This is a genomic window from Curtobacterium sp. VKM Ac-1393, from assembly GCF_015350995.1.
In the GTDB taxonomy this organism is placed as follows: Bacteria; Actinomycetota; Actinomycetes; order Actinomycetales; family Microbacteriaceae; genus Curtobacterium.
On the sequence record NZ_JADKRW010000003.1, the window covers coordinates 428,513 to 451,826 of the forward strand.

24 protein-coding genes and 1 pseudogene are annotated in these 23,314 nt (G+C 68.1%); 15 read left to right on the forward strand and 10 right to left on the reverse strand.

Features of this window, described 5'->3' with window-relative positions; translation table 11 throughout:
- From ITJ59_RS09180 to ITJ59_RS09215, 8 genes and pseudogenes are all read left to right on the forward strand, one after another.
- Positions 1-1,074, forward strand: a complete 1,074-nt coding sequence (locus ITJ59_RS09180; RefSeq protein ID WP_194650796.1) for a threonine aldolase family protein — start codon at positions 1-3, stop codon at positions 1,072-1,074.
- Positions 1,075-1,092: 18 nt separating this feature from the next.
- Positions 1,093-2,559, forward strand: coding sequence for an SDR family NAD(P)-dependent oxidoreductase (locus ITJ59_RS09185; protein ID WP_194650797.1), 1,467 nt, complete (start codon positions 1,093-1,095; stop codon positions 2,557-2,559).
- 146 nt (positions 2,560-2,705) lie between these two features.
- Positions 2,706-4,667 carry an alpha/beta hydrolase gene (locus ITJ59_RS09190; RefSeq protein WP_194650798.1) on the forward strand — a complete coding sequence of 654 codons (1,962 nt, stop codon included), beginning with the start codon at positions 2,706-2,708 and terminating at the stop codon, positions 4,665-4,667.
- Positions 4,668-4,921: 254 nt separating this feature from the next.
- Complete coding sequence (locus ITJ59_RS09195; RefSeq protein WP_194650799.1) at positions 4,922-5,170, forward strand: hypothetical protein; 249 nt, start codon at positions 4,922-4,924, stop codon at positions 5,168-5,170.
- A 59-nt stretch (positions 5,171-5,229) separates the two neighbouring features.
- Positions 5,230-5,598: pseudogene (locus ITJ59_RS09200) on the forward strand (alpha/beta fold hydrolase); the annotation flags it as partial.
- Positions 5,599-5,835: 237 nt separating this feature from the next.
- Complete coding sequence (locus ITJ59_RS09205) at positions 5,836-6,171, forward strand: hypothetical protein (protein WP_194650800.1); 336 nt, start codon at positions 5,836-5,838, stop codon at positions 6,169-6,171.
- Positions 6,168-6,422, forward strand: coding sequence for a hypothetical protein (locus tag ITJ59_RS09210; RefSeq protein WP_194650801.1), 255 nt, complete (start codon positions 6,168-6,170; stop codon positions 6,420-6,422). The genes ITJ59_RS09205 and ITJ59_RS09210 overlap by 4 nt, the downstream gene beginning before the upstream one ends.
- Positions 6,423-6,593: 171 nt before the next feature.
- Positions 6,594-8,036, forward strand: coding sequence for a family 20 glycosylhydrolase (locus ITJ59_RS09215; RefSeq protein ID WP_194650802.1), 1,443 nt, complete (start codon positions 6,594-6,596; stop codon positions 8,034-8,036).
- Between the two features lie 47 nt (positions 8,037-8,083).
- Here the strand turns inward: ITJ59_RS09215 and ITJ59_RS09220 are convergent, their stop codons facing one another.
- Positions 8,084-9,025 carry a LysR family transcriptional regulator gene (locus tag ITJ59_RS09220; protein WP_194650803.1) on the reverse strand — a complete coding sequence of 314 codons (942 nt, stop codon included), beginning with the start codon at positions 9,023-9,025 and terminating at the stop codon, positions 8,084-8,086.
- 119 nt (positions 9,026-9,144) lie between these two features.
- Here ITJ59_RS09220 and ITJ59_RS09225 point away from each other — a divergent pair, with 119 nt between their 5' ends.
- Positions 9,145-10,107 (forward strand): putative oxygenase MesX, encoded by a 963-nt coding sequence (locus ITJ59_RS09225; protein WP_194650804.1) that lies wholly within the window; start codon positions 9,145-9,147, stop codon positions 10,105-10,107.
- Positions 10,108-10,127: 20 nt separating this feature from the next.
- Entirely contained in the window at positions 10,128-11,177 is a 1,050-nt protein-coding gene (locus ITJ59_RS09230; RefSeq protein ID WP_194650805.1) for a methionine synthase, read from the forward strand.
- A gap of 165 nt (positions 11,178-11,342) precedes the next feature.
- On the opposite strand, the gene ITJ59_RS09235 is transcribed toward ITJ59_RS09230, so the two are convergent.
- The 4 genes from ITJ59_RS09235 to ITJ59_RS09250 all read right to left on the reverse strand — a co-directional run bounded on the left by ITJ59_RS09235 (position 11,343) and on the right by ITJ59_RS09250 (position 15,355).
- Complete coding sequence (locus tag ITJ59_RS09235) at positions 11,343-11,807, reverse strand: DUF1648 domain-containing protein (protein WP_194650806.1); 465 nt, start codon at positions 11,805-11,807, stop codon at positions 11,343-11,345.
- Entirely contained in the window at positions 11,807-12,697 is an 891-nt protein-coding gene (locus tag ITJ59_RS09240; protein WP_323749461.1) for a serine hydrolase domain-containing protein, read from the reverse strand. The genes ITJ59_RS09235 and ITJ59_RS09240 overlap by 1 nt, the downstream gene beginning before the upstream one ends.
- Positions 12,698-12,924: 227 nt before the next feature.
- Positions 12,925-13,323 (reverse strand): hypothetical protein, encoded by a 399-nt coding sequence (locus ITJ59_RS09245; protein ID WP_194650808.1) that lies wholly within the window; start codon positions 13,321-13,323, stop codon positions 12,925-12,927.
- A gap of 145 nt (positions 13,324-13,468) precedes the next feature.
- Positions 13,469-15,355, reverse strand: coding sequence for an alpha/beta hydrolase (locus tag ITJ59_RS09250; RefSeq protein WP_194650809.1), 1,887 nt, complete (start codon positions 15,353-15,355; stop codon positions 13,469-13,471).
- Positions 15,356-15,897: 542 nt separating this feature from the next.
- Here ITJ59_RS09250 and ITJ59_RS09255 point away from each other — a divergent pair.
- The 4 genes from ITJ59_RS09255 to ITJ59_RS09270 all read left to right on the forward strand — a co-directional run bounded on the left by ITJ59_RS09255 (position 15,898) and on the right by ITJ59_RS09270 (position 20,117).
- Complete coding sequence (locus tag ITJ59_RS09255) at positions 15,898-16,809, forward strand: CPBP family intramembrane glutamic endopeptidase (RefSeq protein WP_194650810.1); 912 nt, start codon at positions 15,898-15,900, stop codon at positions 16,807-16,809.
- 124 nt (positions 16,810-16,933) lie between these two features.
- A complete protein-coding gene (locus ITJ59_RS09260; protein ID WP_194650811.1) occupies positions 16,934-17,359 on the forward strand; it encodes a hypothetical protein in 426 nt (141 codons plus the stop codon).
- Between the two features lie 414 nt (positions 17,360-17,773).
- Positions 17,774-19,009, forward strand: a complete 1,236-nt coding sequence (locus ITJ59_RS09265; protein WP_194650812.1) for an acyl-CoA dehydrogenase family protein — start codon at positions 17,774-17,776, stop codon at positions 19,007-19,009.
- 118 nt (positions 19,010-19,127) lie between these two features.
- On the forward strand, positions 19,128-20,117 hold the full coding sequence (locus ITJ59_RS09270; RefSeq protein ID WP_194650813.1) for a carboxypeptidase-like regulatory domain-containing protein: 990 nt from the start codon (positions 19,128-19,130) through the stop codon (positions 20,115-20,117).
- A gap of 190 nt (positions 20,118-20,307) precedes the next feature.
- On the opposite strand, the gene ITJ59_RS09275 is transcribed toward ITJ59_RS09270, so the two are convergent.
- On the reverse strand, positions 20,308-20,745 hold the full coding sequence (locus tag ITJ59_RS09275) for a hypothetical protein (RefSeq protein ID WP_194650814.1): 438 nt from the start codon (positions 20,743-20,745) through the stop codon (positions 20,308-20,310).
- A 194-nt stretch (positions 20,746-20,939) separates the two neighbouring features.
- Entirely contained in the window at positions 20,940-21,263 is a 324-nt protein-coding gene (locus ITJ59_RS09280; RefSeq protein WP_194650815.1) for a hypothetical protein, read from the reverse strand.
- A gap of 221 nt (positions 21,264-21,484) precedes the next feature.
- Here ITJ59_RS09280 and ITJ59_RS09285 point away from each other — a divergent pair, with 221 nt between their 5' ends.
- The gene (locus ITJ59_RS09285) at positions 21,485-21,907 is read left to right on the forward strand and encodes a PRC-barrel domain-containing protein (protein WP_194650816.1); all 423 of its coding nucleotides are present in this window, start codon (positions 21,485-21,487) and stop codon (positions 21,905-21,907) included.
- Between the two features lie 84 nt (positions 21,908-21,991).
- Here ITJ59_RS09285 and ITJ59_RS09290 read toward each other — a convergent pair whose 3' ends face one another.
- The 3 genes from ITJ59_RS09290 to ITJ59_RS09300 all read right to left on the reverse strand — a co-directional run bounded on the left by ITJ59_RS09290 (position 21,992) and on the right by ITJ59_RS09300 (position 23,305).
- Positions 21,992-22,600 carry a hypothetical protein gene (locus tag ITJ59_RS09290; protein WP_194650817.1) on the reverse strand — a complete coding sequence of 203 codons (609 nt, stop codon included), beginning with the start codon at positions 22,598-22,600 and terminating at the stop codon, positions 21,992-21,994.
- Between the two features lie 88 nt (positions 22,601-22,688).
- Positions 22,689-23,126 (reverse strand): hypothetical protein, encoded by a 438-nt coding sequence (locus tag ITJ59_RS09295; protein ID WP_194650818.1) that lies wholly within the window; start codon positions 23,124-23,126, stop codon positions 22,689-22,691.
- Positions 23,123-23,305, reverse strand: coding sequence for a hypothetical protein (locus ITJ59_RS09300; protein ID WP_194650819.1), 183 nt, complete (start codon positions 23,303-23,305; stop codon positions 23,123-23,125). Before ITJ59_RS09300 ends, ITJ59_RS09295 begins: the two co-directional genes overlap by 4 nt.
- Between the last annotated feature and the right edge of the window lie 9 nt (positions 23,306-23,314).

Genomic DNA, 23,314 nt, shown 5'->3' on the forward strand with positions numbered 1-23,314 from the left:
GTGACCCTTCGACTCCACGACCTGGACCTGCGGGGCTTCGCCTCGGACAACTACGCCGGCGTCCACCCCGAGATCCTCGACGCGATCGCCGCGGCCAACGACGGCCACCAGATCGCCTACGGCGAGGACGTCTACACGGCCCGTCTCAACGAGGTGATCGCCGACCACTTCGGTTCGCAGGCGCAGGCGTTCCCGGTGTTCAACGGCACCGGCGCGAACGTCGTCGGGCTGCAGTCGATGCTGCCGCGCTGGGGTGCAGTCGTGTGCACGACGACCGCACACATCCACACCGACGAAGCGGGTGCTCCCGAGCGCGTCGGCGGGATCAAGCTGCTGCCGGTCGAGACCCCCGACGGCAAGCTCACCCCCGACCTCATCGACAAGGAGGCCTGGGGCTGGGGCGACGAGCACCGCGCCCAGCCGCTCGTGGTGTCGATCACACAGACCACCGAGCTCGGCACCGCCTACACGGTCGACGAGATCCGGGCGATCGCGGACCACGTCCACCCGCTCGGTATGACGCTGCACATGGACGGCGCACGCATCTCCAACGCCGCCGCGACCCTCGGGCTCCCCCTGCGCGACTTCACCACCGACGCCGGCGTGGACGTGCTGAGCTTCGGCGGCACGAAGAACGGCATGCTCTACGGCGAGGCGATCGTCGTGCTCAACCCCGACGCCTCCGAGGGGCTGCACTACCTGCGCAAGATGAACATGCAGCTGTCGTCGAAGATGCGGTTCGTCTCGGCGCAGCTCATCGCGCTGCTGTCCGACGACCTGTACCGGCGCTCCGCCGGGCACGCCAACGCCATGGCCGCCCGACTCCGCGGTGCACTCGAAGCGCGGATCGCCGACGGCAGCATCCAGGGTGTCGGGTTCAGCCAGGAGACCCAGGCGAACGGCGTCTTCGCGACGCTGCCCGCGGGGGTCGCCGAGCGGCTGCGCAAGCACTTCCGGTTCTACGACTGGGACGCCAGCCGCAACGAGGTGCGGTGGATGTGCGCGTACGACACGTCGGAGCAGGACATCGACGACTTCGTGGCGGCGTTGACGCGGGAGCTCGACGCGGCCTGATCCAACGTAGAATCCCGTGTGATCTCCGAGCACCCCGAACCCAGCGGCATCCTCCCCGAGGACCTCGACGCCACACTCCGGGTGCTCGAGCAGATGAGCGACATCGACGAGACGCACCCCGACTTCGTGCGGGTGCGTCAGGCCACGGCGAAGATGTTCAAGGCCGTCAAGCGGGCGCACCGACTCGAGAAGCGCGCGGTCATCGCCGAGGCCGACCGCCGCGTGATCGCCGCCACCGCGACCGGAGCTGCCGACCGGATCGACGACGAGACCCGCGGGGTCCCGATCAGCACCTCGACCACGGCGTCCACCGCCGGCACCCTGTTGAAGTCCCGCCCCTGCTACATGTGCAAGCAGCAGTACACGGTCGTCGACGCGTTCTACCACCAGCTGTGCCCCTCGTGCGCGGCGATGAGCCACGCCAAGCGCGATGCCCGCACGGACCTGACCGGCAAGCGGGCCCTGCTGACCGGCGGTCGCGCGAAGATCGGCATGTACATCGCGCTCCGCCTGCTGCGCGACGGCGCCCACACGACCATCACGACGCGGTTCCCCCGCGACGCCGTCCGCCGGTTCACGAGCCTGCCCGACTCCGGGGACTGGATCTCGCGCCTCAAGGTCGTCGGCATCGACCTGCGCGACCCGGCCCAGGTCATCGGTCTCGCCGAGGACGTCGCCGCGGCCGGTCCCCTCGACATCCTCATCAACAACGCGACGCAGACCGTCCGCCGATCGACCGGTGCGTACCAGCCTCTCGTCGACGCCGAACTCGCGCCGCTGCCGGACGGCCCGCTGCCCGAGCTCGTGACCTTCGGGCACACGAACGACCAGCACCCGCAGGCGCTCGCCCGCTCGGTGACGGCGCACCCGATCCTCGCGGCCGCCGCAGCCCGGGCCGACGAGCTGACCGAGCAGGCGATGGCTCCGGGGTCGAGCTCGCTCGAACGCCTGGCCATGGGCACCGCGATCGACGCCGGCGGCCTTGTCCCTGACCTGCACGATGTGAACTCGTGGACGCAGGCCGTCGACGAGGTCGACCCGCTCGAGATGCTCGAGGTGCAGCTCGCGAACACCACCGCACCGTTCATCCTGATCTCGAAGCTCCGCCCCGCGATGGCGGCGAGCGAGGCGCACCGCACCTACGTGGTGAACGTCAGCGCGATGGAGGGTGTGTTCGGCCGGGCCTACAAGGGTCCGGGGCACCCGCACACGAACATGGCGAAGGCCGCCGTGAACATGCTGACCCGCACGAGTGCGCAGGAGATGTTCGAGACCGATCGCATCCTGATGACGAGCGTCGACACCGGGTGGATCACCGACGAGCGGCCGCACCCGACGAAGGTCCGGCTGGCGGAGGAGGGCTTCCACGCGCCGCTCGACCTCGTCGACGGGGCTGCCCGCGTGTACGACCCCATCGTGCGGGGCGAGGCGGGCGAGGACGTGTTCGGCGTGTTCTTGAAGGACTACGAGCCGAGCTCCTGGTGAGGTCGGTGCTGCCGTGACAGTGCGTCGCCCGACCGGCCCGACGTTCGAGACCAGCCGGACGCGTGGCCGACCACCTCTGCCCCACACCATTGATGTTTCAAGCCGCTCGAGGCTCGTGTAGATTCCAGAACGAGCAGGGGGGGCTCATGGGGACCATCCACTACGACGATGAAGCAGCCGGTCGACTCTCACGAGCGGCGACGGCGGCGGCGCAGCGGCTACGCGGCCAGGCGGCTGCACGACGCGCGGCTGCGGAGTCAGCCCGGGAAGACTTCGAAGGCGTGTACGCCAAGCGGTTCGACGAGTCAGCGCAGATCGAGGCTGAAGATCGTCCGAGACTCGTCCATGTCCTGGACCAACTCAGCGACCAGGTCGAGCAGGCAACTGCAGCCGCCGAACGGGAAAGTCTGCGACAGGCTGATCTTGCGGCCTGGCAGCATCGTCAGGCGGCACGTGACGAGGCCGCCGCATCATCACCTCTCGGCGTGTTCGGCATCCCCGGCAGTCAGCAGCTCGACCTGAAGCCGTCCGAGCAACCGGTAGCGCGGCCCGAAGTCTCTGCCTCGTTCGCTCCGAGGGCCAGAACCCGCACCGGCGGCGGGACCGGGGCCGGTCGGACCGCAGCCGACCCCGCGGCGCTCCGAGGATTCGCGTCGGACGCCCGCGGACTCGATCTCGCCGCGGGATCCGAGCGCACTGCACTCCGGAGTGCTTGGACGAACTTCACATCGACGTGTAGCTGGGTACGCGTCGGCAGCGCGTCATTCCTGAGCGGTTTTGATCGCCTCCTTGACGAGAACGGGGAGGACGCCGCCTGGCTCGACCGCATCGCCGACGCTTTCGACCGCGCGGGAGCTCAGGGGACGTTGTCCAACGCAACCCTGGATATCTGCGCTGCGGCCGAGCTGCCCCAAAGCATGGCGGCGCTGTTCGACCCAGATCTCACGGCCACCCAGGTCGCCGCCCTGTGGGCGAAGGTCGGTCTCGCCCAAGCAGACCGACATGAGCTCGAAGCTCTTCCAATTGCCGTGCTTCGCCAGCTCGGCAACCTTGAAGGCGTGGCGTACTGGGCTCGCGACGCAGCGAACCGGGTGGTCCTCGACGAGTTGATCGACCAGGCGGAACAGCGCTTGAAAGACCTTGGTCACTCGGCAACCTACGACCCGGGCGGGTCGACCTTCGCGACCGAGTTCGAGAACCTGACCGCGCTCGAGAAAATCCGAACTGCGAGCAACGACGCGACCAACGAGGGCGAGCGATTCCTGATCTCGCTCCACGATGACGTCGTTCCACCGTTGGCGGCGATCTCGATCGGTGATCTGGACACCGCGAAGAACGTCACCTGGGCCATTCCGGGGATGGCTACCGACACCACCGGCATGACCGGTTGGTCTGACGCGGCACAGAACCTCTACACCCAGCAGGGTCTCACCGGCCCCACCGAGCGCGCCGTCGTCTCCTGGATCGGTTACACCACGCCGCCCCAGCCGGTGATCCAAGGGCAACTGGACTTCGGAGTCCTCGGTTCGAAGTACGCGAAGGACGGCAGCGAGAAGCTGGCTGCTGCCCTCCGGGGGTTGGACGCAGCGCGCGAGGACGGCTCCTTCTCGAACAACGTTGTCGCACATTCCTACGGCTCGACGACCGCCGCATACGCGCTCACGAAGACCGGGGTGCGCGTGGACACGTTCACGACGATCGGGTCCGCAGGCATCCCCGACTCCGTCAAGAACGTCAACTCCCTGCACGCGGAGCACGTGTACGCGGGTCAGGCCCAGAACATCTGGGTCCTCGAACCCGGGCGCGGGGATCGCTGGGCGCAGACGGGAAGGCTGAGCCCGACGCACGGTCAGGATCCCACCGCTCCTGCGTTCGGTGCGACCGCGTTCGGCACCGACGGCGTTCCCGGAGACGGCGAGAAGCATTCCGTCGACGATCACAACGTTCTGACGGATGACCACCGCGGCTACCTCGACGCCGACACAGAATCGCTGTACAACATCGGGCAGGCCACAACGGGACACCCTGAGGCGATGACGGAGCACGAGCCCAAAGGAATGACGTGGTACGAGAAGACCGTGATCGATCAGATGCAGGGGCAACCGTGACGACGAAGCGCTCCCCGCTCAACAGGTCGATCGCGACCGCGGTGGTCCTTGGATGCTCCGCCCTCCTCCTGTCCGGCTGCAGCAACGATCCAGGAGAACCCACAGTGCAACCGTCAGAAGCGAAGCAGTCCGTTGTCGACTTCGTGGAACAGTCATCGTCAGCAGCCGGAGGGAGCTGGGAGCACCTGAGCGGTCCGGGAGTTCGGGAGTGCGAGCAGCCGAGTGGTGCGACGGGGACGACGTTCGTGTACGTCATGAAGCGAGCGGACACCACGGGCGCCGACGCGAAGACCGACGTCCAGTCGGTGAGCAAGCACTGGCAGGACCTCGGCATCCAGGTCGAGGAGTACCAGAGCGGAGGCGCGAATCCAGTACCCGGCGTCCGTGGTCGAGGTGGTCCAGTGACCTCGGCAAGCTTCAACGCCTACCCCGGCAATTACCAGATCGCTGCTACCTCCGCATGCTCCGATGGTGTGCCCGACAAGCTCCGGTCGGAAAACTGATCGACGCCCGGAAGCCGCTGCCCAGACGAAGGGGCGCCGGATCGGCACGAGTCGCAGCCGCCGAGTTCTTCCAGGCGGTGGCCTCGGGCCCGTTCTACGGCTTCAACCGTGACGGCGTGACGCCCTCGGAGCCGGTCATCGCCAACTGGTGGCGTCAGGGCATGACGGGCAGTGCGGTCGCGCACCACGAGGGCATCAAGGCGTTCTCGGAGACGGACCAGACCGAGGACCTGCGCGCGATCACCGTGCCGGTCCTCGTCCTGCAGGGTGATGACGACCAGGTCGTGCCCTACCAGGCTGCCTCCCTGAAGCAGGCCGAACTCCTGAGCGACTCGACCCTCAAGATCTACGAGGGCTACCCGCACGGCATGCTGACGACCCACGCGGACGTCCTCAACCCCGACATCCTCGCGTTCATCCGCGGCTGACGTCGCAGACGCTGCGCTCGCAGCGACCCGGACTGGAGGCGCGGTGCGGGTGAGTCGATCGACTCACCCGCACCGCGCCTCCAGTCTGTTGCCCGTCGCGCGTCAGCCTGTTGGCCGGCCGAAGGCGATGGCCTCCTGGCAGAACGCGACCTGGAATCGAACTGTTGCACATTTCACGTTTTACCGGCAGGATTCCATCTACTTCAGCGACGGGCGCTGAAGGAGAAGGGCACAACAGTGAAGTCGTTCATCACCGCGGCTCTCGAGTCGGCGGTTGCAGCCGAGGGCCTCGGGTTGCAGTCCACTGAACTTCAGCGCGGCCTCGAGCTCATCGAGGAGATTCCCGAGGCAGTGCTCCTCGCCGGAGACGACGCGCTCGGACAGTGGGTGGCCGCGAAGATCCTGAAGATCAAGCGGCTGATCGACAGTCTCGGCGGTGTCACCAAGGCCGTGCGGCTGTTCCGGGGAGCGTCGTTCAAATGGGAGAAGATCCAGGCGATCGGCGGTGCGGCCGCGGCCCTCGGTGCTGAACTCCTCGGCATCGCAGCAGTCAAGCAGAAGTGCTTCTCGTGACCCGGCGAGAGCGCGGGCTCGTCACGTCCGGAGGGGTGACGGCGTCGCTGGTCGCCTTTGCGTTGTTCGGCGCAGCGCCTGCTGGGATCGTCGTGCTCGCCACGCTGTGTTTCGCGGCGTTCGGCCCGAGCATCGTCGGGTCTGCAGCCGTTCCGTCGGGCAAGATCGACCCACGAGAGGTTCGCCGCTACCGGCAGGACCACCCGGGTACGACGATCAGCGAGGCTGCGGCAGCTGTCGCTCGTCCGTGAATCCACGGGGACCCGTCGGCGCGCGTGGCGGGTCCCCGCCGGTCTCCTCACGAGCGGTCAGGACGCGAAAGCTGCCCGATACGATCGGGCGCACCTTGTTGATCCATCTGCGACGAGAAGGGGGCGCCGTCGCAGGCGAACGATGTGTGTGGCAGAGGGGAGAACGTTGTGGTGCGTCAGAAGCGGATCCACATCCAACGGACCATCGCGGTCGGTCTGGCGATCGCCGTGTCGGCAGCAGCGCTGGTCGGCATCGGTGCGGTCGCGGGATCAGCGGACACCGCGGCGTCGACCGTGACGATCACCAAGGTCACCGCGACCTCGACCGGCAGCGCCGTGCGCACCACCCTGAAGGTCAAGAACGCCACCTCGGTGCGGAAGCCCGCTACCTCAGCTTGGCTGTATCTGTCCGCCGGCACGAAGAAGTACACGCTCGGCCGGGTCGCGGTGGAGGCACTCGGCCCGGGTTCGAGCACGACCGTCACCGCAGTCCGCACGACGCCTTCCCGCGCCACGGCCGGGAAGTACTCGGTCCTCGCCTGCTCGGGTGCGTACTCCGCGCAACACTGCCGCACGTCGACGGCGACCGTCACCACCAAGCCCTCGAATCGCGCACATCCCGAGACCGGTGTGATGCTCGACGTCGCCCGCGCCTACTACCCCGTGGCGCTGATCAAGCGGCACATCGACCTGCTCGCCGGCAACGGCGGCCGCTTCCTGCACCTGCACCTCACCGACGACCAGAACGTCGGGATCGAGAGCGCGGTCCTCGGCCAGACCCTCGCGGATGCCGAGCTCGACCACGGCGTGTACACGAGCCGCGTGACCGGTCGTCCGTTCCTCAGCGCCGCACAGGCACGCGCGATCGCCGACTACGCGGCGAAGCGTCGGATCGCGATCGTGCCGGAGGTCGACACCCCCGGCCACATGGCCGCAGCCTTCGCCCTGCTCGAGACGAAGCACGGCACGAAGTGGGTCGATCGCATCCGTTCGGGCGAGAGCGAGCTCGATCCGTCGGCGCCCGGCAGTCTCACGCTGGCAACCAAGCTGTACGCCGAGGTGCAGCGGACCTTCCCGTCCAGCCGCACCGTGCACATCGGCGGGGACGAGTGGGGCGACGACGTCACCGCCACTGAACGCGTCGCGTGGATGAACGCGATGGCTGCTGCGCTGGGCACCCGCGAGGTGTGGGCGTGGAACGACGGGATCGACCGGGCTGCCGTCGGGCGCCTGGACCCGCGCATCCACGTCACCTACTGGAGCTTCGACGGTGACACCGAGGACGCAGCCGAGCGCCGTGAACGCCGAGCGCGACGGGCGAGTGCGGTCGACCTGCAGCAGGCCGGGATCGACCTGCTCAACTACAACTCGTACTACCTGTACGAGGTGCCGACCGACCTCGACCCGGCCGACAGCGATTACACCGTCGCCGACCTCCGCGAGCACTGGTCGCTCCGGACGTGGGACGGCGACTCCGGAGCGCGTCTCGCTGCGCCGATGTCGGGCGCGGCCGTCGCGATCTGGGGCGAGGACCTGGAGGGTCCACCCACTGACGCGCTCCTGCGGTGGAGCGCGCCGCATGTGAAGGCGATGATCGAGACCGCAGGCTCCTGACGGACGCATGTCGCGCCTCCAGGCCGACCGCCGGAACCGCCGCCTGCCTACCCGAGCGGTTCCACCCCGTAACTGGCGACCACCGCTCGCAACTCGTCCAGGTAGGCCTTCGCCTGCACGGTGAGGGGAACCGAAGCGTGCGCGATCCAGCCGATCTCGATGCGCTCGTCGACGTCCAGGGGGATGGCGACGATCTCGGGGTCGAGGTCGTCGCTGATGAGCCCGGTGGAGATCGTGTAGCCGCCGAGCCCGATCATCAGGTTGAAGATCGTCGCCCGGTCCGACACCCGGATCTCCCGCTTGCTCGACATCGTCGACAGGATCTCCTCTGCCAGGTAGAAGGAGTTGTTCGCGCCCTGGTCGAACGTCAGCCGCGGCAGGTCGGCGAGGTCCTCGAGCGTCGCGCGCTCCCGTGACGCGATGGGGTTCCGCCGGGCCACGAAGATGTGCGGCTGCGCGACGAACAGCGGCGTGAACACGACCCCGGCGTCCCGCAGCAGCTTGCCGAGTACCTGCTTGTTGAAGTCGTTGCGGTAGAGGATGCCCACCTCGCTGCGCAGGGTGCGGACGTCCTCGATGATGTCCCAGGTGCGAGTCTCGCGGAGGGAGAACTCGTACTCGTCGGCGGCCGCTGCTTCGACCATCCGGACGAAGGCCTCCACCGCGAACGAGTAGTGCTGGGCGGACACCCCGAGCAGCCGACGCGACCGCTGGCCACCGACGTACCGCTGCTCGAGCAGGGAGACCTGCTCGACGACCTGTCGGGCGTAGCCGAGGAACTCGACGCCGTCGAGGGTGAGCACGACACCTCGTGCCGAACGCGTGAAGAGCGGGCGTCCGATCCGCGTCTCGAGGTCCTTCATCGCCGCGGACATGGTCGGCTGCGACACGTAGAGCAGATCGGCCGCGGCACTGATCGAGCCCTCGGTCGCGACCTCGATGAAGTACCGGAGCTGCTGCAGGGTGATGTCGTTCGGAACCCGAGCCATAGGCCGAGGCTATACCGCCGCATAGCGTCTCGGTATTACCTGATGGCCTGGCATTCCGGACATGATCGACGTACCCCTTCCCCAGTGCCTGCGGGCGCTCGACGAACAGATTGCCGACCATGGCGAACGACCTCACCTTCAGCATCACCCGGACCCGCTTCGACGAGGACTACTCCCCCGCGGACAGCTCCCGGCTGACCACGAACTTCGCCAACCTGGCGCGCGGCGAGCACCGGCAGCAGAACCTCCGTGCGGCGCTGGCGATGATCGACGGGCGCGCGAACGACCTCTTGGTTGCCGGCGACCGCTACCGCCTGGAGCTCGACATCGTCTCGGCCTCGCTGCAGTTCTTCGACGATGGAGCGGACGCCGAGTTCCCGCTGCTCGAGATGCTCGACGTCACGATCGTCGACCAGCACACCGGCGAGCGCCACCACGGCATCCTCGGCAACAACTTCTCGTCCTACCTGCGGGACTACGACTTCTCGGTGCTGCTGCCGTCACTGCCGTCGCTGCCGTCAGACTTCGGGCAGCTCCACGGGGCGCTCTTCCAGCGGTTCCTTTCGTCGTCGGCGTTCCACGACGCGTTCGCCGCGGAGCCCGTCGTCTGCATCAGCGTCTCGACGAGCCAGACCTACCGCCGGACCGGGTACGTCCACCCCGTCCTCGGCGCCGAGTACGAGCACGAGCACTCCTCGCTCACCGACGACTACTTCGGCCGGATGGGCATGCGCGTCCGGTACTTCCAGCCCGCCGGAGCGTCGGCCCCGCTCGCGTTCTACACGCGCGGCGACCTGACCGGGGACTACACGGACCTCCAGCTCATCGGCACGATCGCCACCATGGAGACGTTCCAGAAGATCTACCGCCCGGAGATCTACGCCGCGAACACCCCGGCTGGCAGCACCTACCGCCCCACCCTCGACCACACCGACTTCACGCCCACCCCGGTCACCTACGACCGTGAGGAGCGCAGCCGCCTCGGGATCACCCAGGGCCGGTGGACCGAGGAGCACCTCGTGACGCCGCACCACGCGCTGCTGTCGCGTTTCGCTGCCGAAGCCGCCGTTCCTTCTCGCTGATCGTTAGGACTCGCAACCGCATGAGCTCTCTCCTCCCCACCTCGATCGTCGGCAGCCTGCCGAAACCGTCCTGGCTCGCCGAGCCCGAACAGCTCTGGTCCCCCTGGAACCTGAAGGGCGCAGCGCTCACCGAGGGCAAACAGGACGCACTCCGCTCCGCCGTCCACGAGCAGGAGCGCCGCGGCATCGACATCGTCAGCGACGGCGAGCAGACCCGCCAGCACTTCGTCACGACGTTCATCGAGCACCTGGACGGCGTCGACCTCGAGCGCAAGGAGACCGTCCGGATCCGCGACCGGTACGACGCGGCCGTCCCGACCGTCGTCGGTGCCGTGAGCCGCCGGGCGCCGGTCTTCGTCGAGGACGCTGCGTTCTTGAGGGCTCAAACCGACCGGCCGATCAAGTGGGCGCTCCCCGGCCCGATGACCATGATCGACACCCTCTCCGACCAGCACTACAAGAGCCGCGAGAAGCTGGCGTGGGAGTTCGCCACGATCCTCAACCAAGAGGCCCGCGAACTGCAGGACGCCGGCGTCGACATCATCCAGTTCGACGAACCCGCCTTCACCGTCTTCCACGACGAGGTGCAGGACTGGGGCGTGGCCGCACTCGAACGCGCGACCGAGGGCCTGCGCGCTGAGACCGCCGTGCACATCTGTTACGGCTACGGCATCGAGGCCAACAACAAGTGGAAGGAGACGCTCGGGGCCGAGTGGCGCCAGTACGAGCAGTCGTTCCCGCTGCTGCAGCAGTCGTCGATCGACATCGTGTCGCTGGAGTGCATCCACTCGCACGTGCCGCTCGAGCTCGTCGAGCTCATTCGCGGGAAGAAGGTCATGCTCGGGGCGATCGACGTCGCGACCGAGACCGTGGAGACCCCGGAAGAGGTCGCGGAGGTGCTGCGTCGGGCGCTCGAGTTCGTCGATGCGGACAAGCTCATCCCGAGTTCCAACTGCGGGATGGCTCCCCTTGAGCGCGGTGCTGCGCTGGACAAGCTCGGTGCGCTGTCCGCTGGAGCGGACATCGTGCGGGCTGAGCTCGTCGGCGCGGCCGTTCCGGCGGCGCGCTGACCACTGCGAGACACCACGGCGGCTCTCTTCCGGAAGGAGCAGAGCCGCCGTTGGTGTTGCGTCCGCCGCGTGCGCAGCTCTCGATCCGGTCTGGAGGCGCGGCTTCCGTCCGGCTGACAGGTTCCGTTGGCAACGCCCGCGCCCTCGACTGCCCCTCGACCCCGGTCACTGCCTCAGCGATCCGCTTTCAGTCCCTCGCGGGGGAAGCAGCCAGTACGGCACGAAGGCCCACGCGGGCGCCGCCGCGAGAAGCCACCAAGCCGTCGCGCTCAACTTCGAGGACGCCAATCCCACGATGATCAGCCAGCTCATCGCAAGAGCCGCGACGAACCCTGCGGTGACCGCACACGAGATGCGACCTCTGCGCCGGTCTCGAGCGAAGGCGGACCCAACAGCCGCCACGAGGAACAGCGCCTGTACCGCCCCGAGCAGGATCGCGGTTCCCAACGGTGTTCCATACCCGCTCGGGCTCCCGTCCGGACCGAACGACGTCGCGATCCGTTCGGGTAACCGATCCCACCAGGCGCTGGTGAGCGCAACCTCGACGACGACGGGGAACGCAGCAGCGATGGCTGCGAAAAGCCCCTCGCGCGTGCGCCGACCGTGGGCGCTGTCCGTCGGTGCGATCATCAGCCGTTGCATGTCTCCCGCACTTCCCGCTCGATGAGCGCCGTGGCGATCGTGTCGGCTGCGCGTGGGGCCTTCGCGAGCGTGTGCACCACCGCGGTGATCCCTGCCGCGTTGGCGATGACCGCCCCTGCCGCTCGCACTTCCCCGTTGATCCAGGTCGATGCTCCTTCCCGCTGCCAGCTCACCGTGCGGGAGTGCCCAGCGCCGGGCTCGAGCGCCCAGTCGGCGTAGCGACAGAGATCGTCGAACGTCGACCAGACGCCGCCTGCCGCCGCGAACGACGACTCCCCGAGCGCCCACGGCTTGATCGCGCGACCGAAGAGCTTCGGCACCACCCGGTCTGCTGGAGCTGGCACGAGCGTGGCAGAGCTGATCCCCGCTGGCTCGAGGACGTGCTGGCGCACAGCGGCGAACCAGTCGCCGTGCACCCCGTCGAGCACTGCGCCGAGAAGCGCGTATCCCAGGTTCGAGTACACGAACTGGCCTCGGGGCGCCACCGGTACCGCGACTGCGTGACCGAGGGGGACGCCGACGGCACCTCGGTACGGGTCGCCGAACAGTCGGTCGCGCATCGTGGCCGGAAGCCGTGGCAAACCCGAGGTGTGGTGCACGAGGTCAGCAACGGTCATGTCAGCGTCGGGCACACCGGGGAGGTAGTGCACGACCGGCCGCTCGACCTCGAGCGTGAGCCAGGCCGTCGTGCCGACGAGTCCCTTCGTGATGCTCCCCCACTCCAGCATCGAAGCAGTGGCGTAGGGCCCACGGGGCTCGCGGACGGTCCGCCAGCCGTCAGCTGTGCGAAGACTCGCACGCCAGAGCCCGGAGCTCTCAAGCGGATTCCGCACCACGTGTCTCTCCTTGAAAGCGGGTCGAGATGCGGGCCAATGCACCGTTCCACAACGACCGAGCTCGGCGGTGAAGACTCACGACGTGGGCATCCACGAATAGGAGGTCGTACGCGGCCATCACGAGGGCGAACGACGTCAGACCCATGAGCAAGGCAATCGCCAGGTGGAATGTGAGCACGGCCGTGACAGCCACAGGCCTCCCCACGCGGAAGAAGACGAGCGCGGGGAAGAACACCGACGTCAGCACGGCGTCGGTCAGCCCGGTTTCGTCATTCTTGGCTGTTGAGGCTCATCTTCTCGAAGTCCCCCGCGACGCACTGCGAGCTACCGTCGATCGTGTACCCGCGGGGATCCGCGCGGAAGTCGGACGAGCTCACCGGGCCACCCCTGCCGCGGACGCCGAGGATGGGGTCGTCGCCGCCAGTCTGGTAGCGCTCGGTCGTGACCCCGAGCTCCTTCCAGTGCTGTTCCACCGCCTCGACGTCGGCCTTCGGGTCAGCGCTCGCGGAGCGGACCATGGCGTAGACGTACTGGACGCCCCCTTGCCCAAGACCCCGGCCGCACTTCCCGAGCCCCGGACCGTCGCTGACCTCCCAGCCGTCACCGACCACGTCGGTCGAACCCTCGACGAACGTGACGATGGACTGCTTCGCTTCTTTCGTGTTCATGCCAGACCCTTCGCTGCAACCAGTGAGAACGGCGACAGCGAGCAGTACGGCTCCTGTCGCCCGGAGGACGGAGACGGCTTTCGCCCGTCGTGGTTTCATCTGGGAGTTCCTTCCAGATCACTTTGTTTCGGCGAAATCGGCATGATCAGTTCGTCAATCGTTCGGGCTGGCCGGTCGTGGCGTACGCGACGTTCTGCAACGACTGCGTGTCTTCATCGAGGTAACCGCCGCCGTACCAGGTGTGCACGCCGTGGTCGCGGACGGGCTTGAGGCCGGGCGCCCCGTCAGCGCCGAAGCTCGTCGCGCCGAACTCCGGAGCAGTCGGATCCTGATGATGGTCCGAGCTGAAGTCACGCCCGACCGCCGCCCATTCGTCGCCACTCCAATGTTCGATGATCGGCTTCACCACTTCTGCTTGTCCGGCGTACACCGCATCGGCGTGGATTTCGTCTGCTTCGCGGATGCTGTCCGGGATCCCGGCCGAAGCGATGGTGGTGAACGAATCCACGTGCACGCCCTCGGTCGTGAGCGCGTAGGACGCGGTCGTGGTGCCGTAGGAGTGTCCGAGGACGTTGACCGTCGGCATGGTACCGGCTCTCGTCGCGTCGAGGCCCTTGATCGACGCGGCCAGCTTCTCGCCGCCGGCCTTCGCGTAGTCGCTGCCGAACACGGCGGTACTCGCCGGCGGGACGGGCGGTGCTTCGTACCCCATCCACGCGACGACGGCATTCGTGGTGCCGCGTCCTGCGGGAGCGGCCTTTGCCTGCTCGCTGTAGACGTTCTGAGCGGCATCCGCCCAATCGGTCATGCTGCCCGTGCTCGATCCCATCCCCGGCACCGCCCAGGTGACGTTCGTGGCTTCGTCGAGATCTCCGATGGACACCGCAGCCAGGGGCGGATGGTCTGCGCTGAGTACCGTGAGGTTTCGCTGGCCCTTGCGGCCGTTGGGGTTGAGTGACGCCTTGATCGATTCGAGTGCGGAAAGGTCTTCGGCGTTCTTGCGCGCCTCCGCGCTGTAGATGCGGTCCGGGCGGCCAAGGTCGTCCAGGAACTTCTTCGCGGAGGCGATCCGGCGGTCGAGTACAGCGACGTTCGCAGCTCCGCGCGCCCAGTACGGCGCCCCTTCGAGATTCCCCAGAGCGGTCAGCACCGAGGTCGGGAGGAGTGCGAGGTCCGCAGCGTCCGCCCTCGTCAGACCGAGATCCGCCCACATCGCCGCGACCTGGGTCGGGGTCAAGTCGTCGGCGAAGAGCCGCTGAACATCGCGGACGAGCTCGTCGTCGGTCGCCGTGTCGATCCTGGCGTTCGCCAGCGATCCGCCGCTCCCGGCTTGCTCGAACGCGTCCGCGATGCGGTCGATCCATGCGGCATCGGCTCGGTTCTCCTCGAGGAAGCGATCGAACCCAGTCACGAAGGTGCACCCCTCGATCAGCACCCAGGAACACGAAGCGGTGAACGCCGTCCATGCGCTGGCGAGCATTGTGGCCTTCGCCTCCGCAGTCTCGTCGTTCGCCCGGCTGACGGTGCTGTAGTCGCGCAGCCTTGCCGGGTCTGCCGAGCTTCGACCGTGTCCTGTGCCCTCTCCGGACCGCCTGCGATCCCGGGGCGTGAACGCCGCATGGATCGACGGTGGTCGGATCGCGACCTCCGACGGTTTTGGTGCACGGATTGCGATTGGGGGCAGGGTGGTCGTCGTGAGCAGGGACGTCGCCGCGGCATGCTGGCGTTCGTGTTCGGCTTCGTTCCAAGCGTCGAGTGCGTTCAGCCGTTCCTCCTCAGCCTGCGCAGAGGACTTGGCGTCGCGCACCTGACCGACGAGGTCATCCAGGACGGACGCTAACTTGCCCCGGTCGGTCGACTCCGTCGAGGCGGACTCGGTGAACCGGTCCGCGTAGGCTCCGGAAAAGTCAGCCGCTGCTTCCTCGACGGCGGACCGACGAGCCCCAGACTGAGCCCGGAGCTCGTCCTTCGCCGACGTGGCCGCTCTGACGACGGCGTCTGCCGCCGCCGCGTCGAACTCGATCTTCCCCATGACGTCCCCCTCAGGCCCACCCCGGTCCGAACGCTGACTCTACCCGAAGCAGCGCCGAACCTTGTATTTTACACAACAGCGAGACTTCGAGGGTATCGGTGCGCTGCCAGGTACACCCGAGCCGTCCGCGGAAGCAGACATCGCGCGAGCTGAACTCGTCGGCACGTCGTTCCCGTCGACCCATTGACCACTGCGGCACACCACGGCGGCTCTCTCCCGAATGGAGGAGAGCCCCCGGTCCTGTGTTGCGTCCTCCGTGTGCGCGGTCCTCGACCCCGCCTCGAGGCCTACCGCGGTTCGCCGACAGGTCGCGTTGACGCCGGGCGACGGATCACAACACCGCGTCTCAGCACCACTCCCAGGAGCATCCGACGCTTGATATGTTGCCTTCCAGAAGACTGCTTCTGTAGGTTGATCCGCACGCGCGCAGAGTTCCCCGGCCCCACAAGGGAGCGGGTCGCCATGATGCACGGCGCACTCGAGCGAACCGGAGGGAGAAAGTGTTGAGGAGCCCGCGGGGTGTCCACTGGAGCACGGTCGGCATGTTCGTCCTGCTGGCGTACGGTGCTCCGTGGGTGCTGCTCTGGCCAGCCATCCAGTTGAGCGCGGACCTCTCAGACCCAGCCGGGAACCCCGGTGCGTACATCGCAACCGTGGCCATGATGTTCACACCAGGCCTGGCAGCGCTGCTGGTCGCGGTCACGCTCCAACGTCGCCGTGGAAAAGCGATTCTGGTTGAGCTTGGGCTGACAGGATTCTTCACGCGTCGAGGCTGGCGCTTCGCTCTCGCAGGCATCGCCGGTGCTGCTGTGCTGATCTCCGGCAGCTGGGGCCTCGGGATGCTGTTCGGGTGGGTGCAGCTCGACCCCGAACACTCCGTGGCGAAAGAACTCATCGTTCGAGTCACGGGCGAGCAACCGCCGATGCCGATGGCGCTCCTGGCGCTGCTGCAACTGCTGAACCTCCCGATCGGGATTGCCATCACCGCGATCGCTGCGACCGGCGAAGAAGTCGGTTGGCGCAGCTGGCTCCTCCCGAAACTGCTGCCGCTCGGCACTGGATGGGCGCTGTGCGTGAGCGGCGCGATCTGGGGTCTCTGGCACGCTCCCGCGATCCTGCTCGGCCTGAACTACGAGGAACGCAATGCCCTCGGGATCATCATGATGATGATCGGCTGTGTCGGCGCGGGCGTGCTGATCGGCTGGCTCCGGCTTGCGAGTGGATCGCTTCTGCCCTGCGTGCTCGCCCATGCGGCACTCAACAGCTTCGCCTCGTACCAGTCCGTCCTCTTCCCGCCTTTCGACGATCGCCTTGTCGGGCCGCTCGCCATCACCGGATGGGTCGTCATGGCGCTCTTGATCGCGGCGTGCGTGTTGCGGGCAACTCGACTTCGCCAGCGACGCGGGTCGCAACTGGGCAGCCCCGAGGTCCGCAACACCGAGCTTTCCCAGTAGCCGGCCGAACGCCCAAGGGACCTGACCGGACCACCGCGGCCTCGGACCCCGAAGGACAGGTCCTCACCCCGGCCTGGAGGACGGCGTCTGCGAAGCGTCAGACTCGAGGGCGTTGACTACGTTCATGATCACCAAGGGCGTCATCCACCAGGTCGAGAGTGCGACTGTCCGGGATCGCAACGGCGTATCAGTCGGCAAGGTCGTGCAGGTGTTCCCCTCCGACGAGGACGGCAGCGCGGCCTACGTCTGTGTCGCGACGGGACTGCTCGGGCGACACCAGGCGCTCGTCCCCGCCGACGACGCCACGTTCGACGGTACGGACGTGCACGTCGGGTACACGAAGGACGCGATCAAGGGCGCGCCGTCCCTCGGAGCCGGACGCACCTTGTCCCCCGCCGAGGCGAACGCCGTCCGCAAACACTTCGGGCTGTCCCGCACCGGCGCTGCAACCGGGGACATGGGCGACCCACACGAGAACCTCGACCAGGCCGGAACAGGTCTTGCCGGCGCAGACGACACCGAGGGCGCAGGGACGACCCCGCCGGCCTGAACGTCACCGGAGTGAACGACGCCGAAACCGAGGCTTTCGCCCACGCCCAGCCAGGCAGTGGCCGGTCCTCTGGCTGGTGCGTGCTCCCTCGTTGATGCGCGCTCCTCTGAGCGTGGCCGACGCGGGTCTCTCGGAGGAGCATTCCCGTCTTCGTCCGACCGGCTCCGCAGCCATCGCACACGCGCAGCACCGCGAAACTTCTGCTGCGAACGCCCACGGGGCCGCAGCGTGGTCACGTGTCATGGGAAGTCACCCTCCGACACACATCGACACAACCCTTCTCGCGGGCATTCGGCGATGTCACAGTCTCGCGATGGCGCACATCTGGTCGGGCTGTCCGCCCACACCGGACGAATCGACACCACACGACACCACCACACGACAGGCAGCACCCCAGACCACGAAGGAGCCCTCATGACGATCAGCAACCAGACCGCCGGCCGCACGATCGACGAGCCCGCCGACGGCGAGCTCCTCGCCCGCTTCCGTCCGATCTTCGACCGCATCGCTGCCGGTGCCTCCGAGCGCGAACGCGACCACCGCCTCCCGTTCGACGAGATCCGCGAACTCGCCGCCGCGGGATTCGGCGCCGTCCGCGTCCCCGTCGCCCACGGCGGAGCCGGGGCGACCCTGCCCCAGCTGTTCCGCCTGCTGACCGAACTCGCCGCCGCTGACAGCAACATCCCGCAGGCGCTCCGCGGCCACTTCGCACTCGTGGAGGATCGGCTGGTCGCCCGGACCGGGGAACGCGAGGGGTGGTTGGACCGCTTCGGCCGAGGTGAGATCGCCGGCAACTCGTGGACCGAGGTCGGGTCGGTGCAGGTCGGCGACGTGCGCACGAAGGTGACTCCGCAGCCGGACGGCAGGTTCCGGATCATCGGACAGAAGTACTACTCGACGGGCAGCATCTTCGCCGACTGGATCGACACCTACGCCGAGCGCACGGACACCGGCGAGCGGGTCATCGCGATCGTCGACGCGCACCAGCCCGGGGTCACGCACACCGACGACTGGGACGGGTTCGGGCAGCGCACCACCGGCTCCGGCACCAGCACCTTCGACGACGCCGTCGTGCAGGCCGACGCGGTGATCCCCTTCGACGAGCGGTTCAAGTACCAGACGGCGTTCTACCAGGGGGTCCTGTTGAGCGTCCTCGCCGGGTCCGTCCTCGCCGCCGAACGGGAGATCGCGTTCGAGGTCCGGAACCGCACCCGCGTCTTCTCACACGGCAACGCCGATACGTTCGCCGCCGACCCGCAGATCCTCCAGGTCGTCGGCGAGGTTTCTGCGGCCGGGTTCGCCGCCACTGCGATCGTCGACCGGGCCGCCGCAGCCCTGCAGCGTGCGTACGAGGGAGCCGGGCTCGACACCGCAGAGGACGAGCGCCGCAACGACCGCGCCGAACTCGCGACCGCGCAGGCGCAGGTGGCGCTGACCACGCTGGCGACGACGGCGACCTCGCACCTGTTCGACGCGCTCGCGGCGTCCGGGGTGAGCACGACGAAGAACCTCGACCGGCACTGGCGGAACGCCCGCACCGCGGGCAGCCACAACCCGTGGGTGTTCAAGGCGCGGATCATCGGTGACCATGCCGTCAACGGCACCGAACCGCCCCGCGTCTGGGCGATCGGTGCGACCCGCACCTCGTGACGCCTGTCGAAGCCGTGACGGCGCCCGCCTGACCGCTGCTGCGATGCGCCTGCCCCACCGCCCGCCGTGCGCGTACAGTCCCTGGCAACGCCCGGCTGGCCGACGATCGGAGAACGCGATGCGACTGCTCACGGGGACGACGCTGGTCGTTGCACTGGCAGCAGGTGCGCTGATCGGCCTGGCGCCGCCAGCGACCGCGGCCGGATCCGGGACGATCACCGTGCAGCTCGCAACGCCGGACGGCACCGCGATCCGGCTGGCGGACGTCGAACTCGCGGCGATCGGCACCGACGTCGTCGTCGGGAACGCCACCACCGACGATGACGGCACCGCGACGTTCACCGGCATACCCGCACCGGACACCGTCACGGTGACGACGCGGCAACTCCCGCCGCACGGAACGGAGACCTACGCCCCCGGACTCCGCTCGGGCATCGCCGTCCGCGGCGGTTCGACGGTCGCGGTCACCGTGCCGCTCGTGATCGGTGCGACGGTGCAGGGCGGTGTGGTCGGCCCCACGGGACCCGCCGCTGGGCGCATGATGTACGCCTGGAACGAGGACACCTCGCAGGTGTTCCGGACGACCTCGGACAGCACGGGCCAGTACCGGTTCGTCGGGTTGAGCACCGGGAAGTACCGCATCGAGGCCTACGCCAGCGGAACGGCGTCGCCCGCCGTCTGGAAGACGCGGGTGTACCAGCAGCGAGGAACGCTCCCGGCTTCCCGAGTCACGTTGTCACGGCACTACGCACACAGCGACTACGACCTGGTCGTCTACGCCGCTTCGGCGTCCCGCACCCCGTCGGCGCAGCTGAGCGGCGCGACCATCACGGTGACGAACGCGACGACCGGGGCGTCGTTCTCGACCAGGTTCTCGACGTTGCTCGACAGCGAGCAGACGGCGCAGTTCCAGATCCCCTCCGGGCGGTACGTGGTGGAGCTCCGGACCGTCGCGACGACCACAACGACCGCGCAGGTGCTGTGGCTCGGACGTCCGGGCGGCACGTACCGGTACGTGGCCGACCGGGCGCAGGCCGTCCCGGTGCAGGTCGTGTTCGGCGGGTTCAACGGTTGGGGTGGCGCGGTGCCGGAGACGGTGTCGCGCTGAGTGGTCGGGCGCCGCCCTCGGGCGGTTCGGCCCCGGCACCATCCCCAGCAACGGACTGACCGGACGCAGTTGGCTGCGTGACCACACGCGCTCGCGTGAGCAGCGACGGACGGGAGGCGCGGTGCCAGCTGACACCGGGCCTCCTGTCCGGAACACGGTCGCGGACACGCGACGGTGGCGTCGCCACCTTCTACACGTCGGCGATGAGACGGAGCGTGTCGCCGTCCGGGACCGTCTGGTGTTCGACGTAGTGCATGAACACCGGCGCCGCCTGGTCGGCTGTGAACAGCTCGGCCGGGTGCCGGGGCTCGTGCGCAGCCTGCACGTCGATGGTCTCGGTGAGCGGTTTCGACAGGTCGTGGTCACGGCCGACGATGGAGAAGCGGTACTCGCCGTCGTCCTCGCGGCGGCGCAGCTCGACGCTCATCTTCTCCGCGGTGCCGCCGGCCTGCAGGTACGAGTTGCCGTACTCGTCGATGACCGCCTGCGGGCCGGCGCGCCAGGTCTGATCGTCGATCGGCGCGGAGAAGACGAGCCAGGCGAAGTGGTCGTCGTTGTCGAGGAGGCCGAGGCTGCGTCGTACCTGGTCCGGGAGCGGGCGGAACGTGTTGTTCAGCACACTGCTCACTGACCCGTTGGACTTCATGATGATCAAGGCGGGCTACTCCACGTGCTCGTCGGCGACCGAGGCGATCGTCATGCGCGCCCCTCTGAGCGTGGCACACGCGGGTTCGTCGGAGGATCACGCCCGCCCTCGCCCAACGTTGACTCCCCAGCCATCACGTGCGCGAGGCAGAACTCCTCAGTTCAGGCTGTCGCGGCTCATCTCGTCGAGGTTGTCCGGAACGCACTTCGAACTGCTGTCGATCGTGTACCCCCGGGGATCGGATCCTCTCCACCGGTCTGGTACCGCTCGGTCGTGACCCCGAGCTTCTTCCAGTGACGTTCCACTGCTGCGACGTCAGCCTTCGGATCGGCGCTCGCAGAGCGAACCATGGCGTCGACGTACGAGATGCCTCCCCCACCCAGGCTGCGACTGCACTTCCCGAGCAGCGGACCGTCACTGGCTTCCCAGCCGTCACCCACCGCGTCGGTCGACCCCTCGACGAACGTGACGACTGACTGCCTTGCTTCTGCGGTGTTCATCCCGGACCCTTCGCTGCAACCAGTGAAAACGGCGACAGCGAGCAGCGCTGCCCCCGCAGCCCGGAGAACGATCGCAGCCTTCCGCCGAGTGGGCTTCATGCGGGAGGTCCTTCCATATCACTGCGCGTCAGCAACCTCTCCACGATCTTCCCGTGAAGCGCTCGGGCTCGCTTCGCGGTCGCTGACACAAGCGGGTCAGGCCAGGAGCGTTGACTACGCCCATGATCACCAAGAGCATGATCCACGAGGTCGAGAACGCGACCGTCCGAGACCGCGACGGCGCCTCGGTCGGCAAGGTCGCGCAGGTGTTCCCCGCCGAGGACGGCAGCGCTGCGTTCGTCAGCGTCGCGACAGGACTCTTCGGGGGTCACACCGCGCTCGTCCCCGTCGAGGACGCCACGTTCGACGGCAAGGACCTGCACGTCGGGTACGCCAAGAGTGCGATCAAAGGCGCACCGTCCGCAGGAGTCGGGAACACCCTGTCCGTCACCGAGGCGAACGCCGTCCGCGGGCACTTCGGGCTGTCCCCTGCCGGCAAGGCCACCGGCGACATGGGCGACCCGCACGAGAACCTCGACCAGGCCGGTACCGGTCCGTCGGGCGCGGACGACACCGAGGGCGCAGGCACGACGCCGCCTGCGTGAGCTGAGCTGAGCAGCCGTCGCTCGACGTCGTCTCGCTGGAGGCACGGCGGCGGTTGACCCCCAAGACCCGCCCTGGCAATGTGGTCAACGCTCCCGGACGGGATCGCTCCGCGCCGGAGCATCACGCGCCCAGAAGGCCTCGCTGTACACGCCGAGCGAGTACTGCCCGTTCGGCCGGACGATCCAGGTCACCCCGGCCCGGACCTCGTGGTCCGTCCCGACCTTCGCGCTGCGCGACCGCCATCCTTCTTCATCGAAGTAGCGCTGCCTCGGTTTGAGGTTCTGCTCCGCGCCGGTCGCGCCGTCGGGTCCGATGATGCGGACGCCTCGGAAGGAGTAGGAGTTCTCCTTGGTCGCGCCGTCCGGTGCCTCGCCGAACGCGGCGTCGCCGGCCGGCAGCGGGCGGACGTCTCCACCGTTCCAGTACCAGGCGCCGTCCGAGATCTGCTGCTGCGCGGCGGCGAGGACCGCCTGCCCGTGCTCGTACCGCTCGCCGGCCGAGTCAAACTCGTCCTTCAACGACAGATTCGCGACCTGTGCCTGCGTCTTGCCGGCCGCGTCTCGTGTGTCCTCTCCGGTCACGTCGTCTCCTCTGCCGGCGCCGCCCGAGGCGCATCCGGTCGTCGCGAGCTCCACGGCCGCGAGCATGGTCACGACGGCGCCGCACGGACGTGTGCGGGTCAGGACGGTCATGGCCCCATTTTCCCGTCTGCGACGATCTGCGCGAGCGAGTCGAGTGCTTCGGGACAGTGACCGGACGGGCTGCGTGAGAGGCTTCCGGTCAGTCCGATGACGAACGGACGAAGAGGTAGTCGGGACGCGGCACATCGAGTGATCCGACGTAGAAACCGAGTCCGCCGTTGGTCGAGTAACCCTGGCGCACGAAGCGGTCATCGAAGTAGAACCGAATGCCGGTCGAGTCCCCGTCGGCCACCTTCCAGCGTCCGGAGAAGCTCGCCGAGTCCCCGCCGCCCGCGCAGCCCGGAGGGCTCGTCGCAGCGTTCCGGGTCCGGCACGCGAGGTCGATCGAGATGTTGCGCGCCGTGTACGTTCGATCCGCCGACACGGTGAACTCCGCCGCTCCGTCGCCGTCCGCACCCTCGAGCACCCAAGTGCCGGCGTAGTCCTGCGGCTCGGGCTGTGCCGTGACGGCGCAACCGGTCAACAACATCGCCAGCACCGCGATCGAGGTCGCGACGCCCGCCAGGTGTCTAGTCACAACTTCACCTTCTCCGTCCACGTGAACCGCTCCGTCACCCGCGAGAACGGACCGTGGTCTCCAGCGGCTCGGTTCAACGCGTCGTAGTCGAGCCCGGGAATCCGCAGGGCGGAGCCGAGCGTGGTCTCGTTCGTCGCCGTGTACTCGACCACGGTGGTTCCGTCGTCGCCCTTCGACACGACCTTCGC

Excerpts from the sequence above, each read along its gene's own strand:
- ITJ59_RS09285 (WP_194650816.1), top strand. The coding sequence starts at position 21,485 with ATGATCACCAAGAGCATGATCCACGAGGTCGAGAACGCGACCGTCCGA.
- ITJ59_RS09290 (WP_194650817.1), bottom strand. The coding sequence starts at position 22,600 with ATGACCGTCCTGACCCGCACACGTCCGTGCGGCGCCGTCGTGACCATG.
- ITJ59_RS09190 (WP_194650798.1), top strand. The coding sequence starts at position 2,706 with ATGGGGACCATCCACTACGACGATGAAGCAGCCGGTCGACTCTCACGA.
- ITJ59_RS09280 (WP_194650815.1), bottom strand. The coding sequence starts at position 21,263 with ATGAACACCGCAGAAGCAAGGCAGTCAGTCGTCACGTTCGTCGAGGGG.
- ITJ59_RS09245 (WP_194650808.1), bottom strand. The coding sequence starts at position 13,323 with ATGAACACGAAAGAAGCGAAGCAGTCCATCGTCACGTTCGTCGAGGGT.
- ITJ59_RS09270 (WP_194650813.1), top strand. The coding sequence starts at position 19,128 with ATGCGACTGCTCACGGGGACGACGCTGGTCGTTGCACTGGCAGCAGGT.
- ITJ59_RS09220 (WP_194650803.1), bottom strand. The coding sequence starts at position 9,025 with ATGGCTCGGGTTCCGAACGACATCACCCTGCAGCAGCTCCGGTACTTC.
- ITJ59_RS09255 (WP_194650810.1), top strand. The coding sequence starts at position 15,898 with ATGTTCGTCCTGCTGGCGTACGGTGCTCCGTGGGTGCTGCTCTGGCCA.
- ITJ59_RS09235 (WP_194650806.1), bottom strand. The coding sequence starts at position 11,807 with ATGATCGCACCGACGGACAGCGCCCACGGTCGGCGCACGCGCGAGGGG.
- ITJ59_RS09265 (WP_194650812.1), top strand. The coding sequence starts at position 17,774 with ATGACGATCAGCAACCAGACCGCCGGCCGCACGATCGACGAGCCCGCC.
- ITJ59_RS09250 (WP_194650809.1), bottom strand. The coding sequence starts at position 15,355 with ATGGGGAAGATCGAGTTCGACGCGGCGGCGGCAGACGCCGTCGTCAGA.
- ITJ59_RS09260 (WP_194650811.1), top strand. The coding sequence starts at position 16,934 with ATGATCACCAAGGGCGTCATCCACCAGGTCGAGAGTGCGACTGTCCGG.
- ITJ59_RS09225 (WP_194650804.1), top strand. The coding sequence starts at position 9,145 with ATGGCGAACGACCTCACCTTCAGCATCACCCGGACCCGCTTCGACGAG.
- ITJ59_RS09195 (WP_194650799.1), top strand. The coding sequence starts at position 4,922 with ATGAAGCGAGCGGACACCACGGGCGCCGACGCGAAGACCGACGTCCAG.
- ITJ59_RS09230 (WP_194650805.1), top strand. The coding sequence starts at position 10,128 with ATGAGCTCTCTCCTCCCCACCTCGATCGTCGGCAGCCTGCCGAAACCG.